The organism is Novosphingobium sp. GV079, from assembly GCF_003058045.1.
GTDB classification, from domain to species: Bacteria; Pseudomonadota; Alphaproteobacteria; order Sphingomonadales; family Sphingomonadaceae; genus Novosphingobium; species Novosphingobium capsulatum.
This window is the reverse complement of the sequence record NZ_QBUE01000001.1, coordinates 14897-32508: the sequence shown is the minus strand read 5'-3', so window position 1 is coordinate 32508 and position 17612 is coordinate 14897. Positions and strand designations below refer to the sequence as shown.

The window sequence follows — 17612 nt, the reverse complement described above, 5'->3', positions numbered from 1 at the left end:
AATACCCAGCGGGAAGAGGAACGCCGGCCATGACGCCAGCCGAAATGATCGCCTTTGTCGATGAACTGTATGACCTGACTGCCACCGGGCAATGGGATGCCGTGGCCGCGCGGCTGACCGACGATTTCGTGGTGGTGGAGGCCGATGGCCTGCCCATGGCTGGCACCTATCGCGGGGTGCAGGGCCTGCAGGACCTGTTCACCAAAGTGATGGGATTGATGGATGTGGTGGCGATGGACCGGGTGGAAACCACCGCCGGCGCCAATCACGCGGTGACGATCCTGTCGCTGCGCTTTGCCGATCCCGCCCTGGCGCCGGCCGAGCTGTGCGAGCTGTTCCGTTTTCGCGATGGCAAGGCCTGCGCGATCATTCCCTATTACTTCGATCCGGCGCCAGTGCTGGCCGCCACTGCTGCCAAGCGCGCCGCGCTGGCCTGACCTCCAAGGACCATCACGACCATGACCAACAAGCCCGACGACATCATGATCCTTGGCCCGGTGCGCACCGCTATCGGGGATTTCGGCGGCGCGCTGAAAAGCTTTGCCGCGGCCGAGCTGGGCGCGCGCGTGATGGCCGAGGCTGTGCGCCGCGCCGGGCTGACGCCGCAGCACATGGAGCACGTGGTGATGGGGCAGGTGATCCCGTCGAGCGGCAGGGACGCTTATCTGGCGCGCGCTGCTGCGCTCAAGGCCGGGGTGCCGGTGGAGGTGCCGGCCTTGACGGTCAACCGCCTGTGCGGATCGGGGCTGCAGGCCGTGATCTCGGCCGCGCAGATGATGCAACTGGGCGAGGCGGACATCACCCTGGCGGGTGGCGCGGAAAGCATGTCGAACACGCCCTATCACGATCACGGCCAGCGTTGGGGCCGCAAGATGGGCGATGCCACGCTGATCGATGCGCTGGTGGAAACGCTGTCCGATCCGCTCGATGGCTGCCACATGGGGATCACGGCGGAAAATATTGCCGCGCGCCACGATATTTCGCGCGCCGATCAGGATGCGCTGGCAGCGCAAGGCCATGCCCGCGCCCTGCGCGCGATTGCCGAAGGGCGCTTTGCCGAGCAGATTCTGCCGATCGAGCTGGTCACGCGCAAGGGCACCACGGTGTTCGATACCGACGAGCACCCGCGCGCCGGAACCACGGCCGAGGCGCTGGCTGGCATGAAGCCGGCATTCCGCAAGGATGGTACCGTCACCGCGGCCAATGCCAGCGGCATCAACGACGGCGCGGCGGCCATGGTCCTGGCGCGGCGTAGCGTGGCGGAGCAGCGCAGCCTGGCGCCGATCGCGCGCATCGTCAGCTGGGGCCACGCCGGGGTGGAGCCGGCCTATATGGGCATGGGCCCGGTCAAGGCCGTGCCGATTGCCCTGGCCCGCGCCGGGCTGACCCTGGCCGATATCGACGTGATCGAGGCGAATGAGGCCTTTGCCGCGCAGGCGCTGGCGGTCTCGCGCACGCTCGGGTTCGATAGCGAGCGCGTCAATCCCAACGGCAGCGGTATTGCCCTGGGCCATCCGGTGGGGGCAACCGGCGCGATCCTGGTGGTCAAGGCTGCGCACGAATTGCGCCGCACGGGCGGCCGGCGTGCGCTGGTCACGATGTGCATCGGTGGCGGACAGGGTATCGCCATGGTCATCGAAGCGGCCTGATCATATGCAAGATTATTGAAAACGCCTTATTGCGTATGCGGTGGTGCGATTAAATGCGGTAGTGTATATCTCAGGGCCGGATATCGGCCTTGGGAGAATCACGCGCCATGCCGCTCGACCGATCGCGCCTTGCCCGCGACATTCTCGAAAGCCTGTTTCAACGCTGGCGCCGGCCGGCCGCCACCAAGGGTGCGCCGGACGTGGCTGCGGTGCCAGCCGATGCGCCGCTCATCGATCGTGCCGCGGCACTGCTGGAAGAGCGCAGCCAGTCTTCGGGCGTGCATCTGGCGGCTGGCATCCTTGCCGATTATGCCGCGTGCGACGATGCCGGGCGCCACGCGTTCCTGCGCGCCCTCGCCACGCGCTTTGCCCCCGATCCGCAGGCCATTCGTGCGGCGCTCGATGCGCATGATGCCGATCCCGGCCCGGCGCGCCTGTCGGCAGTGACCCGGGCGGCAGAGGCGCCGCGCCAGGAGGTCTTGCGCCGGCTGAACCAGGCGCCGGCCGGCACGGCGGCGCTGGTGGCGATGCGGGCCGATCTGCTGCGCCACTTGCCGCAAGACCCGATGCTGGCGCCGCTGGAAGACGATCTCGTGCATCTGTTGCGCTCGTGGTTCAACCGCGGATTCCTGGTGCTGCGGCGCATCGACTGGAGCAGCCCGGCCGATCTGCTGGAGCGGATCATCCGCTATGAGGCGGTGCATTCCATCGCCACCTGGGACGATCTGCGCGCCCGCCTGCTGCCGGCTGATCGGCGCTGCTATGGCTTTTTTCATCCCGCGCTTGGCGACGAGCCGCTGATCTTCGTGGAGGTGGCGCTGTGCGCGCAAGTGCCGGATTCGATTGGCGCGCTGTTGGCGCAAGACCGCGCCGTGCTCGATCCGCAAGCGGCGCGCGTGGCGGTGTTCTATTCGATATCCAACTGCCAGGCGGGCCTGGCCGGGATCAGCTTTGGCCAGTTCCTGATCAAGCAGGTGGTCGAGGATCTCGGCGCCGAATTTCCTGGTCTGGAAACCTATGTGACGCTTTCGCCGATCCCCGGCTTTGCCCGCTGGCTGCGGGATGCGGCGGCCAAGGGCGATGCGGCGGCCGGGCAGGCCCTGGCACAAGGCGCGCCCGATGCCGGCTGGGCAGGGGATGATCCCCGCCGCCACGCGCTGATGCGGCTGGGCGCGCGCTATCTGCTGGCCGAGCGCGATGGGCGCGGGCGGCTGCGCGATCCGGTGGCGCGTTTCCATGTCGGCAATGGCGCGCGGGTAGAGCGGCTGTGCTGGCTGGCCGACACCAGCCCGCGCGGGATGAAGCAATCGCTGGGGCTGATGGTCAACTACCTCTACGATCTTGCCAGCGTGGAGGCCAACCACAACGCCTATGCCCGCCACCGCGTGGTCAATGCCAGCGGCGCGATGCACGCACTCTTGGCGCTGGAGCGACACACGCATGCCAAATTGGTATTGCCAGCTGCCTGACCTGTTTTGCTGCTCTGTTAAGCCAGATGGTGGGCGCAACACGGCGTCTTGCCCGATCGCGCGCGGCATATGCTGCATTCTCGCCACATATTCGGCTTTGACTGCGGCGTGGCAACGCCGACTTTGACGCCTTTGCATGCATGAAACAGATGAATAACGATAAAATGAATTGATTTCCGTTCTTTCTAAAACCAAGCCAAGGATATTGGTAAGGCCAAAATGTGTGGCCAAATGAATGAGGGAGGAACCTGTGCGCACACTTACCATCGCGGCTTTGCTGTCGGCATCGATGCTGGCCGCACCAGCTGCCCTGGCCCAGGCCGCGGGCGCTGCCGACGCAGGTGGCGATGCCGTGCAGAACGGCGAGATCATCGTTACCGCGCAGCGCCGCAGCGAAAGCCTGCAGCGCGTGCCGGTCAGCGTTATGGCGCTGACCAAGGATGCGCTGGCGTCGCAGAACCTCAACGATCTGACCCAGATTGCCCGCGCCGCGCCCTCGCTGCAGGTGGGCGTGGACAATTCGTTTGCCGTGCGCGGCATCGGCACGCTGGCCTTTGCCGGTACGATCGACAGCAGCGTGGCTATCGCCATCGACGACGTGAACCTGGGCCGCCCCGTGCTCAACAGCCCGCTGCTCAACGATCTGGCGCGCGTCGAAGTGCTCAACGGGCCGCAAGGCCTGCTGTTCGGCAAGAATGCCTCGGCCGGCCTGCTCAACATCGTCACCGCGCGGCCCAAGCTGGGTGACTATTCCAGCTCGGCCAACCTCGAACTGCTCAGCCGCGACAAGCCCTCTGAATCGGGCAATGCCTTTGGCGTTATCGCGCGCGAGACGCTGAACATCCCGGTGACCGCCAATTCGGCGCTGCGGTTGAGCGGCCTTTATTCCTATCAGGAGCCGGCCACCACCCATGTCGGCGCCTATGCGCCCGGCTCGCGGCACGATCTCAATGCCACCAGCTTTTCCTTCAAGGGCAAATACCTGGCCGAGCTGACCGACCAGCTCTCGTTCTATGCCATTGGCGATTACAACGAAAACCACGGCATCGCCGGGATCTTCGACAACACTTATCGCCAGGTCGACGTAGCCAGCGTCAACCTGCCGTCGCTCAACTCTGTCGGGATCACGCCGGGCAGCCGCAATTTCCTGTTCGGGGGCGAAGCCAGCCAGTTCCGCGACATCAAGACCGGCGGCGCGCAGGGCCAGCTGTCTTATCGCATGGCTTCGGGCATCGAGATCAGCAATCTGTTTGCCTGGCGGTTCTATACCCAGAACCAGGCGGTTGACGGCGATTACCTGCCTGGCAACGGCTTGAACACCAATGCCTCGCAATCGCGCTATGACCAATATTCCAACGAATTGCGCGTGGCGCTTCCGGCCGAGAACCGCTTGAGCGGCCAGGTCGGTCTCTATTGGTTCAAGTCGAAGCTCGATCTGGCGCGCCAACTGGCCGGCAACAGCTACCTGCCGGATGCTGCCGTGCGCGGCTATCCCTTCTGCGTGGGTGCGGTTGCCGTTCCCGGCGCCAACCCGCCGACGTGTTCGCGGTCCAACGTGGCGCAGCTGGGCAGCGATCGCAACTATGTGCAGAACACGCAAAGCTATGCCGGCTTCGGCCAGTTGACCTACAAGGTGGTCGATGGGCTGCAACTGATCGCCGGTGGCCGCGTCACGCACGACAAGATCGACCTGGTCCTGTCGCAGAACCAGCTGAACTATTTCCAGGCGCTGGGCGGCCCGCGTGGCGTATTCTCGTCCAGCTACGCCAACACCGATTTCAGCTGGAAGGCCGGGGCGCAGTTCCAGGCGACGCCCACGATCATGGTCTATGGTTTCTATGGTCGCGGCTACAAGGGGCCGGGCTTCAACGATACGTTCCCCACCGCGACCGCCAATGTGGTGGTGCGCCCGGAAACCTCGCGCACGGCCGAAATCGGTGTGAAATCCAGCTTCTTCAACCGCAAGCTGACAGTCAACCTGTCGGCGTTCCACACCAAGTTCGACGATTTCCAGGTGCAGTCGTTCGACGCCACCCTGGCGACCTTCCAGGTGCAGAACGCCGCCAGCGTCACCTCGAAGGGGATCGAGGCCATGGTCATCGTGGCGCCGTTCACCGGCTTCACGCTGACGAGTTCGGCCTCGCTGCTGTCTTCCAAGTTCGACAGCTTTCCCGGGGCGCAATGCTATCCCACGCAAACGACCTATGGGTGCTCTGCCACCCAATCCACCTTCAATGCATCAGGCCTGACCTTGCCGGCCGCGCCGCGCTTCACCTCCAGCATGCTGGCGCGCTATGAAGTGCCGCTGGAAGGAACGGTCAAGCCGTTCATCCAGGGCAACTGGTATCACCGCTCGTCGATCAACTACACCGTCAACCAGGCGCCCGGCGCCACGGTCGGCCCGATCGACGTGTTCGGTGCCAGCATCGGTGCGAAGCTGTCCAACCGCGTGGAAATCTCGGTGTTCTGCAAGAACTGCACGAACGCGATCAACCCGACCTCGATCGGCGTCGATTCGGGTGATTCCAACGCCCGCAACGCGCGCGGCCAGGCGACGCCGAAGCTGTCCTACACCCAGCAGTTCGGGCTGGATTCGGTGCGATCGTTCGGCCTCAACCTTGCCATGAACTTTTAAGCCATTATCCGGTAAAGGCCCCTGCAGCGCCATCGCGGCGCTGCAGGTTGGTATTATTCCCCCCAGATTTTCCGTTCCACGCCATCGGGATCGCTCACCAGGGCCGGCACCTGGTCCAGCACCATGGTGGCGTGTGCCCTGGCGTCATAGCCGTGCCAGGCGGGAAGCCCTGGACCGGCCGGTGCCTGTCCCTGCACAAAGCGCACCATCGCCCCGTGCATGCCATCGGCGAGCGGCTGCTCGGCGGCCGAAAGGCCAAAGAACTGCGCCATGCCCGGCGATGTCAGGTGATCGAACGTGAACGGCAGATCGAGCACGTGGGGGCTGTGGCCCTTGAACGGTCCACCCGGCGCCGGAAACGCCAGGCGATAGCGCCACACTGGCGCGCCGCTCTGGGCATGGGCCAGCGCCAGGCGCAGGCACGGCATGCCGTATTCCTCGGCCGTGATCAGGCGCCAGTGGCGCTCTGCCGTGGAAAGATCGGGAAAAGCCTGGGCATAGGCGGCGTCGCGCGCCACCATCTCTGCGACCGTGGCATTGGACAGCGCCTGGGGCTGGATCGGGCCGGCGGCCTGTTCGGCGTTGAGGAACAGGCGGCTTTCATCGGCATTGCTGCCGATCAGGAGCGGCACGCGCGGCGCCTTGCCGGCGCGCAGACGCGCGAGCGGCACCAGCGGCAGCGCTTGGCCATCGACCACCGGGCGGAACGGGAAATTCCGCGGCCAAGCCGATCGCGCCGCGGCCTGCGCGGCTAGCAACTGGTCGGTCGTGGCGGTCAGCAGGCGATCCGCGCCGCCGAGCTTGGCCACGAACAGGCGGGCAAATTCCTGCGCTTCGGCCAAGGTGTGCAGGGTCTGGCCGCCGCCGCTGAAGATCGCGGCGCGGGCATAGAGGCCATCGGCCATGGGCATGCCCATCAGCGTGCCGACGTTCTTGCCACCGGCGGATTCGCCCGCGATCGTCACGCGCGCCGGATCGCCGCCGAACGCGGCGATATTGGCTCTGATCCAGCGCAGCGCCAGCACCAGATCGCGCATGCCGTTGTTGCCGCTGCCGGCATAGGCATGGCCCAGGGCTTCCCCGGTTTCCAGGAAACCAAGCGCACCAACGCGATAGTTGACCGTCACCGCCACGACGCCATCGGCGGCAAAGCGATCACCTGCTGTCAACGCCTCGCCGCTCCAGCCGCCTTCGTTGCCGCCGCCGTGGATATAGACCAGCACGGGATGGCGCCCGGGCGTGGCCGGCGCCCAAATGTTGAGCGCCAGACAATCCTCGGTCATCGCGCCGGCAAACGGCGTCATGCCCGGCTTTTGCGGGCAGACCGGCGCGGGCGCGGTGGCATCGCGCACCCCGGCCCAGCGCGGCGCCGGGCGCGGCGCGGCAAAGCGGGCGGCCTGGCCATAGGGAATGCCGGTGAACACCCGCACGCCGCCGGCCAGCTTTCCGCGCACCAGGCCATTGCCGGTGGCGATGGTCAGCCCATCGTGGGCCAGGGGAGCGCGGGCGAGGGCGGGCGCAAAGGGCGGCGCGAGCAGCGCACCCGCGCCGATCAGGCCCAGCGCCTGGCGGCGATCGATCGTGGTGGCGCGCATGGTTCAGTTCACCTTGGCGGCAAAGAGGGTGGCATAGGTTTCGCGCAGGGCCTTTTTCTGGATCTTGCCCATGGTGTTGCGCGGCAGTTCGGGCACGAACACCACGCGGCGCGGCTGCTTGAAGCGGGCCAGCTGCCCCTGCAAGGCGCCCAGCACGGCGGCTTCGTCGAGCGCGGCATCGCGCGCCTGGACCACCGCCACCACGCCTTCGCCCATGTCGGGGTGGGGCACGCCGATCACCGCGCTTTCGGCGATGCCGGGGATGGCATCGATCAGCGCCTCCACTTCGGCCGGATAGACGTTGAACCCGCCGCAGATGATCAGATCCTTGGCCCGGCCGACGATCGCAACATAGCCAGCCGGATCGATCACGCCCATGTCGCCGGTGATGAAGAAGCCATCGGGGCGCAGTTCCTCGGCGGTCTTTTCGGGCATCTGCCAATAGCCCTTGAACACGTTGGGGCCGCGCACCTCGATCCCGCCGACCGCGCCCTGGGGCAGGACAGCGCCGGTTTCAGGATCGGTGATGCGCAGTTCCACGCCGGGCAGCGGCAGGCCGACACTGCCGGGAATGCGCGGCCCGTCATAGGGGTTGGACGTGTTCATATTGGTTTCGGTCATGCCATAGCGTTCGAGGATGGCATGGCCGGTGCGCGCAGAAAATTCCTTGTGCGTTTCGGCCGATAGCGGCGCCGAGCCGGACACGAACAGGCGCATGTGCGCCACCAGATCGTGGGTGAACGCCGGCTCTGCCAGCAGGCGCGAATAGAACGTGGGCACCCCCATCAGCACGCTGGCGCGCGGCATCAGGCGGATCAGTTCGGCCACGTCGAACCGGGGGCACAGGATCATCGCGCTGCCCGCCGCGATCGTGATGTTGGTGGCCACGAACAGGCCGTGGGTGTGGAAGATCGGCAGGGCATGCAGCAGCACGTCGCCTGCGCCAAAGCGCCAGTAATCCTTGAGCGTGAAGGCATTGGAGGCAAGGTTGGCGCGCGTGAGCATCGCCCCTTTCGAACGCCCGGTGGTGCCCGAGGTGTAGAGGATCGCGGCAAGATCGCCTGGGCTGGCGGCATATGGGGCCAGATCGGGCGCGTAATCATTGAGGCCAGCAGCCAGCGTGCCTTGCTCATCGGCGCCCAAGGTCAGCCGCGCGGGCACGCCGATGTCGGCGCACAGCGCGGCCATCGCGGCATCGTCCTGCGGGCGGTGGATGAACAGCGCCGGGCGCGCATCGGCCAGGAAATAGCGCACTTCTGCGGCGGTATAGGCGGTGTTGAGCGGCAGATAGACCGCGCCGATCGCCTGCGCGGCCAGATAGGTGAGCAGGGCCGTGGGGCTCTTTTCCACCTGCACGGCCAGCCGGTCACCCGGCTGCACCCCGGCGGCGCGGAACAGGCCCGCCATCTGTCCACAACGCGCCAGTGCGGCGCCATAGGTGATCGTCGAAAGATCGGGCAGGATCAGGAATGGCGTATCGGGGGCATCCAGCGCACGGGCCTGGAAAGTGGTGAAAAGGTCCTGCTCCATGCTCATCCCTTTGTGTGTCCGCGATATCGGCGCCGCGGCCGGTTCATATCCCGGCGGGGGCTCGGTGTGCTGTGTGGCACATACATGATGGTTGAATAGGCTTCTAGTGTATGCAAGATGTGTTGTGGAGAAAATTTGCGCATGCAGGATAATCCAATGAACCCCGTCGAGGAAGCGCCCGGCCTGCTCCTTTCCGAGCGGATCCGCATTGCCCTGGCTGACGAGATCACCGCTGGCAGCCTGGTGCCCGGCGCCACGCTGGATGAACAGCAGATCGGCGATCGCTTTGGCGCGTCGCGCACACCGGTGCGCGAGGCGATCCGCCAGCTGTCGGCCGTGGGCCTGGTGGAAATGCGGCCCCGGCGCGGCGCGGTGGTCTCGGGCTTTACCACGCAGCGCATCATCGACATGTTCGAGATGAGCGCCGAGATCGAGGCCATGTGCGTGCGCCTGGCGGCCTATCGCATGAACCCGATGGAGCGCAGCCGCCTGGCCCAGCTGCACGAGGATTCGCTGGCGATGGTGGAGGCGGGCGATCTCGATGCCTACGACCGCCTGAACTGGTCGTTCCACCAGGTGATCTATGAAGGCACGCACAATGCCTTCATCGCCGAACAGGCCATGGCCCTACGCGATCGCATGGCCGCGTTCCGCCGTACCCAGCTGCGCGAAACCGGCCGCCCGGTGCGCTCGCGCGCAGAGCATGGCGATGTGGTGGCCGCGATCATGCGCGGCGATGGCGAGGAAGCCGCGCGCTGCATGCGCGCGCACATGTTCAACGCTTCGATCGCGCTGGAGCGCTTTACCGCCAAGCGCGAGGAACTGGGCGGGGGCTGACGACACACAAGCCGCTGTTTTTCAAAAACGGTAATCGGGAGAGGGCAAGGCGATGGCAATTTATGGAACGGCGCTTCTGGCGCTGTGCACGCTCCTGGGGGCGGCGCTGGGGGAATTGCTGGGCCATGTCCTGCATGTGAAGGCCAATGTCGGCGGGGTGGGGCTGGCCATGTTGCTGCTGATCGCGGCCAAGGCCTGGCTGGCGCGCCGTGGCAAGTTGACGCCGGGCCTGCGCCTGGGCGTGGAATTCTGGGGCCTGATGTATATCCCCATCGTGGTGGCCATGGCCGCGCAGCAGAATGTGCTGGCGGCGCTGGAAGGCGGGCCGATGGTGGTGATCGCCGGGATCAGCGCGGTCACGCTGTGCTTTGCCCTGGTGGCCGTGCTGGGCCGGGTGATGGGCGGCCGCCATGGGTGATATCGTGCAAAAGATCCTGGCCGATCAGGGCTTGGTCTTGGCCTTTGCCGTGGTCGGCGGGCTGATGCTGGCCAGCGTGGCGGTGTCGCGCCATCTCACCGGCGGGCGCATCCACGCCAGTGCCATCGCCATCCTGGCCGCGCTGGCTCTGGCCTGGTGGGGCGGGGTCTTGACCGGCGGCAAGAAGGGCCTGGCCGATGTGCCGGGCCTGGCTGGGCTGGCGCTGATGGGCGGCGCGATGCTGCGCGATTTTGCCATCGTTGCCACCGCGTTCGAGGTTGACGTGATCGAGGCGCGCAAGGCCGGCTTGATGGGCGTGATCGCGTTGGCGCTGGGCACGATCGTGCCCTTTGCCGTGGGCGTAGGCGTGGCCTGGAGCTTTGGCTATCGCGATGCCGTGTCGCTCACCACGCTGGGCGCGGGTACGGTTACCTATATCGTCGGCCCGGTGACCGGCGCGGCGCTGGGCGCTTCGTCTCCGGTGATCGCCCTGTCGATCGCCACCGGCGTGCTCAAGGCCGTGTTGGTGATGACGTTCACGCCGATGGTCGCGCGCCTGATCGGGCTCGACAACCCGCGCAGTGCCATGGCCTTTGGCGGGCTGATGGGCACGGTCAGTGGCGTGGCGGGTGGCCTGGCCGCCACCGATGCGCGGCTGGTGCCCTATGGCGCGCTGACCGCCACGTTCCACACCGGCATCGGCTGCCTGGTGTGCCCCTCGATCTTTTTCCTGATCGTTCGCGCACTGGCCTAACTGCGTATACAGCGCGGCATGGCTGGGTCGCCCGCCAGGCGTTTGACGCGCCGGGCAGGGCATGGCGCGCGCACTGTGTGCACATAAATGCCACATCGCCCAAAACTGGCATACACTATGCCGATCAGGGTTTGACAACGCCGTCAGCGTGAAATACAAAATTACGAAATAGCCGTATTCGGTATGCCCAATCGTGCAGCGAGGCACGAATCAGCATACAGAGCTTGCGCGGTGAACCGGGTTGAGGGTGTGATGGGGGCAAAATCTGCCGGGGCCGAAGGCTGCCCGGCCGGCGCGTGCGCCTCCCTCATGCCAGACATAGAAAAATGCCTGATGGGAGCAGACGCATGACAACCACCTTCGCCATGCCCACCGTATGTGGGCCGAAAATTTCCTCAGCGATTTCGCTGGGCGCCTTGGCGCTGGCCTTGGCCATGCCGGGCGCGGCACTTGCTGCTGCCCCGGCCGCTGCGCCAGCCGCGCCGGCTGCCCCTGCGGCTGACACGCCGCCCGCCGGCGTGACCGATATCGTCGTCACCGCGCAAAAGCGCAGCGAGCGCCTGCAGGATGTTCCGGTGGCGGTCAGCTCGGTCAGCGGTGACATGCTCAAGGCGGCAAACCTTACCAATATCACCGATATCCGCTTCCTGGCCCCCAGCGTGCAGTTTGCCGAATCCAACAGCGTGCGCGGCGAAGGCTTTGCCATTCGTGGCGTGGGCACCTTTGCCTTTGCCGATGGCACGGAACAGAGCGTGAGCGTGGTGGTCGATGGCGTGGTGCTCGGCCGGCCGGGCATGGGCACGGGCGATCTTGCCGATGTGGCGCAGGTTGACGTGCTGCGTGGCCCGCAGGGCATGCTGTTCGGCAAGGGCGGTTCGGCCGGCGTGGTGTCGATCTCCACCCGAAATCCCACCCAGAATTTCGAAGGCAGCGCGCGCGCGTCTTACGGCACCGACAACGAGACCAAGCTGGAAGGCGTGCTCAACGTGCCGCTGACCGACAATCTCGCCTGGCGCACCACCGGTTATTTCAACCACCGCGATGGCTTCATCAACAATGTATACACGGGCCAGACGCTCGGCGGGCAGAGCGAGGGCGGTTTCCGCACCAAGCTGCTGTTCAAGCCTGACAGCGACCTGTCGGTGCTGGCCTCGTTCGATTGGGGCCACCATTCCTCGGCCTGCTGCCAATCGGTGATTGTCGGCACGGTGGGCGCGGCGCCCAACAACTATGTGGTGCAGCGCCTGGCCGCCTACAATATCGTGCCCAGCCTGGATAACCGCGAAACCAATGTCGGCGGTCCGGTCTATCTGAACATGACGCAGTGGGGCGGCTCGCTGCAGATCGACAAGTCGATCGGCGATTATACGCTCACCTCGATCACCGCGTTCCGCCGCTGGGTGCTGCATGACAACACCGACACCGGCTTTACCGACACGCCGTTCTTCCCGATCAACGGCGCGGATGAAGCGCAGCAGCAGTTGACCCAGGAACTGCGCCTGGCATCGCCCAAGCGCGGGCTGGTCGATTATGTCGTCGGGCTCTATTACTTCAACCAAAACCTCAAGGCCGCCTATCCGCAGCAGGGGCAACTGGGTCTGCCGGCGTCCACAGCGGTCTATAGCCGCAAGGCCCAGCCCGATATCCAGACGCTGAACTATGCCGTGTTCGGCCAGGGCAACATCAACCTGACGCCGCAGTGGAAGCTGATCGTGGGCGGGCGCTATACTCACGATGACCTGACCATGATCCGCTACAACCGCACGCTGGTCAGCCCCACCGACAATGCGTTCCCCGGCGCGCCGCCGCTGGCGTTTGACCAGACCACCTATCCCAGCAATCGCAAGGCCGACAATTTCAGCTACAAGCTGGGCACCGAATACAAGATCACCCCCGATGTGATGACCTATTTCACCTATTCGCGCGGCTACAAGGGGCCGGGCATCGGGCTGGTCAGTGGCTATCTGCTGGGCCAGCCGCTGTTTTCCAACCCGGAAATTCCCACCAACTATGAAATTGGCCTGAAAACCGCGTGGTTCAACCGCCGCCTGGTGTTCAACATTGATGCCTACACCACCGACATCAAGGATTTCCAGACGCAGATTTCCACGCCGTTCATCTTCAACGGCACCAACCTGGCGATCCTGCAGATTGCCAATGCCGGCAAGGTGCGCTCGCGCGGGATCGAAATGGACTTTTCCGCGCGGCCGACCGACCGGCTGACGATCAGCGGGAACGCCGCCTATATCGATGCCAAGTTTGCCTATTTCCCCAACGGCACCTGCAACTATCCCACGCAGCCCGGCTGCTTTGTCAGCACCACGATCCCCGGCACCACCACCACGGTTCCCGCCACGCGGTTCTTCAACAACACCGGCAACGTGCTGCCCAACAGCCCCAAGTTCACCTATTCGCTCAACGCCAATTACGACGTGCCGGTGACCAGCGAAATCACCGGCTTCATCAAGGCGAACTACAACTATCGCAGTTCGGTGAACTTCAGTGCCAATGGCGATCCGCTGACCTATCAGCGCGGCTATGGCATTGCCGGTGGCCAGATCGGCGTGCGCGATGCCGATGGGCGCTGGAACGTGGCGGTGTTTGCCCGCAACCTGTTCAACACCCGCTTCGTCACCGCGATCAGCAACAACGGCAGCTATCAGACCGCCTGGCTCACCACGCAGGCCATGCGCACCATCGGCGTGCTGGGCGACGTGAAGTTCTAAGCGGCCGGCCGCGCGCGGGTTCCGTGGAGCCGCGCGCGGCGGCCCTTGGCTCAGGCGGTGTGCTGGCCGGGCTGCACATCGCCGCTGGGCAGGATCGCGTCGGCCTCGCCGGCTTCCTCGTATTCGTGGGGGAAGCGCCGCTTGTGGCGGATCGAGGCATAGAGTGAGGCACCGATGATCACCGCGCCGATCAGGCCGGTGACGATCTCGGGCACGTGCACGCGGATGCTGATCAGCATGATCACCGCAAGCGCGACGATGGCATAGAACGCGCCGGGTTCGAGAAAGCGAAACTCGCTCAAGTGCCCGCCGCGCACCAGGGCCACGGTCATCGAGCGCACGAACATCGCGCCGATGCCCAGGCCCAGTGCGATCAGCAGGATATCGTTGGTGATGGCAAAGGCGCCGATCACGCCGTCGAACGAGAACGAGGCATCGAGAAATTCGAGATAGACGAACGCCGCCGCACCCGAGCGGACGATCTTGCCGGTGGTGGCATCTTCTTCGCCGCCCATCAGGTCACCGAATTTCTGCACCGCGAAATAGGTTGCCACGCCGGCGAGGCCCGCAATCAGGAACGTCTTCTGTTCGCCGGGGTGCAACCAGAACGAGATGGCGCCAACCACGATCGCGGTGACCAGATAGGGCGCCAGGGGCAGCCGCGCGAAAGCGGCCAGCGGGCGTTCGATCAGGCCGATCCAGTGATGCTCGCGGTCGGTATCGAAGAAGAACGACAGCCCCACCAGCATCAGGAACGCGCCGCCAAAGCCGGAAATGCCCACATGCGCGCCGGTCACGATCGCTTCGTAGCGGGCATGATCGGCAATCGCGATGCGCGCCGCTTCCCATGGAGAGACAAGCGCGGCGACCGAGACGATCAGGATCGGGAAGACGATGCGCATGCCGAACACGGCGATGATGATCCCCCAGGTCAGGAAGCGGCGTTGCCACAGCGGGTCCATGTCCTTGAGAATGGACGCGTTGACCACGGCGTTGTCGAGGCTGAGCGAGGTTTCCATCACGCCGAGCACGCCGGCAATGAACACCATCGAGAGCGCCGGGCCAATCAACCCGGTCTCGACATAGCCGAGCACGCCGGCGAGGATCAGGCAGACGACCGTGAAGATCATCGAGCCGCGAAAGGCTTGCATGGGAATGACGCTTTCTTGTTGCACTATTGGGTCCCGCGCCGGGCGGGCCGGCACGCGTGCTGCGTTAACGGATCGCCGGCGCGGCGCCAACCAACGCTTCACCATGAAAAAAGGCGCGGGTGCCGAATTGTCCGGCACCCGCGCCTCACGCGGTCCTGCTGATCGCGCGCGGTGCGCTGATCAGAAGTTCTTGGTCAGCGAAATCTGCACCGTTCGGGGCAGCGCGCCAAAGCCCATGAGATCGGCATGCAGCGCATTGGCCGTGCCGGTGCCGCTGCCGGTGAGCGGCGCATCGACACCGCCGTTGATATATTGCTTGTTGGTCAAGTTCTTGCCGATGATCGCCACCTGCCAGTTATCGTCGCTTGCGCCCAGGCGCACGCCCACGTCGAGCACGGCATAGGCGGGATTGCGCGAGAACTGTTCGCCAAAGCCCGAGACGAGATACGACGCGCTGTAGCGCGTATCGATGTTGAGCCCGGCCTTGAGGCCATTGCCAATCGGCGTTTCATAGTTCGCGCCCAGCGTGCCGGTCCAGTGCGGGGCCATGCCCAGCGGCTGGCCGGTCAGGTTCTGGCGCGCGCCGGTGCCACCTGCGGCGATCGGGGTGCCGGCGGTGGTCAGGTTGCAGCCTTCGGCAATGCTCTGCCCGCCAAAGCACGGCGCGACGGGGAAGTTGCTGTATTTGGCATCGTTGTAGTTCATGCTGCCATGCAGGTTGAGGCCCGACACGGCGCGCGGGGCAAATTCGAACTCCAGTTCGACCCCCTTGGTCGTGGCATCGGCCGTCAGCGTCTGGAACGCCACCTTGACCGAGTCGAAATAGTCGGTCTGCAGGTTCTTGTATTTATAGGAATATAGGTTGAGGTTGAGGCGCAGCTGGTGATCGGCCAGCGTGCTCTTGATGCCGCCTTCAAAGCCCTGCACGGTTTCGGGATTGAACACGAAATCCGCCGCCGGGTTGGTCGAGGCGAGCGAATAGATCCCGCCGTTGGAGAACCCGCCCGACTTGTAGCCCGTCTTGTACGAGGCATAGACCATCACGTCTTGCAGCGGCTTGTAGGTCAACGAGAAATCGGGCGACCAGTTGTTGAACACCTGATGCGCGGTAACCTGCGAGCCGGCCCCCATCGGCCACACGCCGATGAACGTGGGGCTGGTATAGGGCTGGATGAAGAAGCTGTCCTTGGTTTCGTGGGTATAGCGCACGCCGGCATCGAATTCGACCTGGGGCACGATCTTCCAGATCGCCTGGGCAAAGCCGGAAATGGTCTGCCCGCGGGTATAGCTCGATTTGGTGCCGTCCTGGTACTGGTTGATGCCCTGGCTCGGGATATTGTTGTAGCTGTAGCTGACGAACTGCGCGAAATCGCGGCGGGTCTTTTGATAGAGCACGCCGGCCATCAGGTTGACCGGGCTGTCATAATGCGTGAGCGCGCGCAGCTCGTTGGAAAAGGCCTGCCAGCTGGAATTTTCCGTGGCCCAGACCGAGCTGGCGCTGGAATTGAATTCGCACGCGCATAGCCACTGGTTGTTGTTCCAGTTGTAGTTGGTCACGTTGGTGATCGTGACCTTGTCGAGATCATAGTTGAAATTGTTGGTGACGGCTGCGGATTTGTAGCGGTTGTAGAGGCTGCCATCGCCGGCATAGGGAAAATTCTTGGCCACTTCGCTCGGCAGGTTGTTCTGGTGCGTCACGAAGTTGTAGCCGCAGGTATAGCCGTTGATCTGCGTCTTTCCGGTGGGGCAGTTATAGGCCACATAGTTATAGCTGGAATTGTTGGCCTTGTTGTAATCGAACGAGGCTTTGAGCGTGTCGGTCAAGGCGCTGCTGGGTTCGTATTTCAGCGTTACGCGGCCGAGGAATTCGCGGTTGCCCGGCTGGTTGCTGCTCGTGGGATACGAGGTGTAGGTCGGGCTGGGCGTGGGCGAGAGCGGATAGGTGATGGCAAAGGGCTGCGACACGTTGTCATAGTATCCGCCCCAGGCCTTGGTGCCGCGCACCGCCACGCGCAGGCCCAGGTCATCGGTCAGCGGGCCCGATGCCACGCCTTCGAGTTGTGCCTGCTTGGCCTTGAATTCATAGCTGGCCTTGGCGCGGAACTGCCAGGTGGGGGTGGGATCGGCGGTCTTGATCGAGATGACCCCGGCCGTGGCGTTCTTGCCGAAGAACAGCACTTGCGGGCCCTTGAGCACTTCCACGCCGGCCAGGTCGAAGAACCCTTCTTCCAGCACGCGGCCCTGGCCGTAATAGACCCCGTCGACCACGGTTGCCACCGATTGCTCGATTCCGATCGAGGTGGAGGACGAACCGATGCCGCGCAGCGCGATCTGCGCGGCCGATCCGTTGGAGGCGTGGCCCACGGTAAGGCTGGGCGTGGCGGCGGCGATCTTTTCGATGCTGGTAATGTCGCGCTGCACCAGGGTCTGCGCGGAAATGGCCGTGACGGCGACCGGCACCGACTGTGCGCTTTCCACCCGCTTGCGCGCGGTCACGATGATTTCGGCAAGGCCGCTTTCGTGTTCGGCGGCAGGCGGTGCATCGGCGGCTGCGGGCGGTGGTGCTTCGGCGGCGAGGGCGGCGGTGAACGGAGCAAGGGCCAGCGGGCCAAAGGCGGCCGCAGCCATCAGGCGATGGGCTTTGCGAGGCATGGTACTCTCCCTGGCGAGCGCTGTGGTGCGCGTCTGTTGTGCGTGGCTGGGGTATGGTTGAACTGTTCTGGTCCCAAGCCTTGAGGTTAAGCCACGAGCATCGCGCCGCCCCTGCCTCCGACAATGGATAGGCCTAATCCTTTGACTAGGTGGCGTGAGCCCGGCGCAGCGGGCAGCACATCGGCCAACGAACCGA

The 17612-nt window shown here is 64.9% G+C and carries 12 protein-coding genes; 8 read left to right on the top strand and 4 right to left on the bottom strand.

What is annotated here, in order from left to right; all coding sequences use genetic code 11:
• The first annotated feature begins 29 nt into the window (after positions 1–29).
• From C8K14_RS00125 to C8K14_RS00110, 4 genes are all read left to right on the top strand, one after another.
• On the top strand, positions 30–437 hold the full coding sequence (locus tag C8K14_RS00125; RefSeq protein WP_107715219.1) for a nuclear transport factor 2 family protein: 408 nt from the start codon (positions 30–32) through the stop codon (positions 435–437).
• Positions 438–458: 21 nt separating this feature from the next.
• Complete coding sequence (gene bktB / locus C8K14_RS00120; RefSeq protein ID WP_107715218.1) at positions 459–1649, top strand: beta-ketothiolase BktB; 1191 nt, start codon at positions 459–461, stop codon at positions 1647–1649.
• 107 nt (positions 1650–1756) lie between these two features.
• Positions 1757–3118 (top strand): malonyl-CoA decarboxylase, encoded by a 1362-nt coding sequence (locus C8K14_RS00115; RefSeq protein WP_107715217.1) that lies wholly within the window; start codon positions 1757–1759, stop codon positions 3116–3118.
• A gap of 250 nt (positions 3119–3368) precedes the next feature.
• Positions 3369–5753, top strand: coding sequence for a TonB-dependent receptor (locus tag C8K14_RS00110; protein WP_107715216.1), 2385 nt, complete (start codon positions 3369–3371; stop codon positions 5751–5753).
• Positions 5754–5806: 53 nt separating this feature from the next.
• Here C8K14_RS00110 and C8K14_RS00105 read toward each other — a convergent pair whose 3' ends face one another.
• On the bottom strand, positions 5807–7348 hold the full coding sequence (locus tag C8K14_RS00105) for a carboxylesterase/lipase family protein (RefSeq protein WP_107715215.1): 1542 nt from the start codon (positions 7346–7348) through the stop codon (positions 5807–5809).
• A gap of 3 nt (positions 7349–7351) precedes the next feature.
• On the bottom strand, positions 7352–8878 hold the full coding sequence (locus C8K14_RS00100) for a malonyl-CoA synthase (protein ID WP_107715444.1): 1527 nt from the start codon (positions 8876–8878) through the stop codon (positions 7352–7354).
• A gap of 156 nt (positions 8879–9034) precedes the next feature.
• Between C8K14_RS00100 and C8K14_RS00095 the strand changes: the two genes are divergently transcribed.
• The 4 genes from C8K14_RS00095 to C8K14_RS00080 all read left to right on the top strand — a co-directional run bounded on the left by C8K14_RS00095 (position 9035) and on the right by C8K14_RS00080 (position 13613).
• Positions 9035–9715, top strand: coding sequence for a GntR family transcriptional regulator (locus C8K14_RS00095; RefSeq protein WP_022674637.1), 681 nt, complete (start codon positions 9035–9037; stop codon positions 9713–9715).
• A 52-nt stretch (positions 9716–9767) separates the two neighbouring features.
• Positions 9768–10133, top strand: coding sequence for a malonate transporter subunit MadL (gene madL, locus C8K14_RS00090; RefSeq protein ID WP_022674638.1), 366 nt, complete (start codon positions 9768–9770; stop codon positions 10131–10133).
• The gene (gene madM, locus C8K14_RS00085) at positions 10126–10887 is read left to right on the top strand and encodes a malonate transporter subunit MadM (protein ID WP_107715214.1); all 762 of its coding nucleotides are present in this window, start codon (positions 10126–10128) and stop codon (positions 10885–10887) included. The genes madL and madM overlap by 8 nt, the downstream gene beginning before the upstream one ends.
• A gap of 347 nt (positions 10888–11234) precedes the next feature.
• Positions 11235–13613 (top strand): TonB-dependent receptor, encoded by a 2379-nt coding sequence (locus C8K14_RS00080; RefSeq protein ID WP_158271837.1) that lies wholly within the window; start codon positions 11235–11237, stop codon positions 13611–13613.
• 50 nt (positions 13614–13663) lie between these two features.
• On the opposite strand, the gene C8K14_RS00075 is transcribed toward C8K14_RS00080, so the two are convergent.
• Positions 13664–14764, bottom strand: coding sequence for a DUF475 domain-containing protein (locus C8K14_RS00075; protein ID WP_107715212.1), 1101 nt, complete (start codon positions 14762–14764; stop codon positions 13664–13666).
• Between the two features lie 180 nt (positions 14765–14944).
• Complete coding sequence (locus C8K14_RS00070; RefSeq protein WP_233250818.1) at positions 14945–17416, bottom strand: TonB-dependent receptor; 2472 nt, start codon at positions 17414–17416, stop codon at positions 14945–14947.
• Positions 17417–17612: the final 196 nt, after the last annotated feature.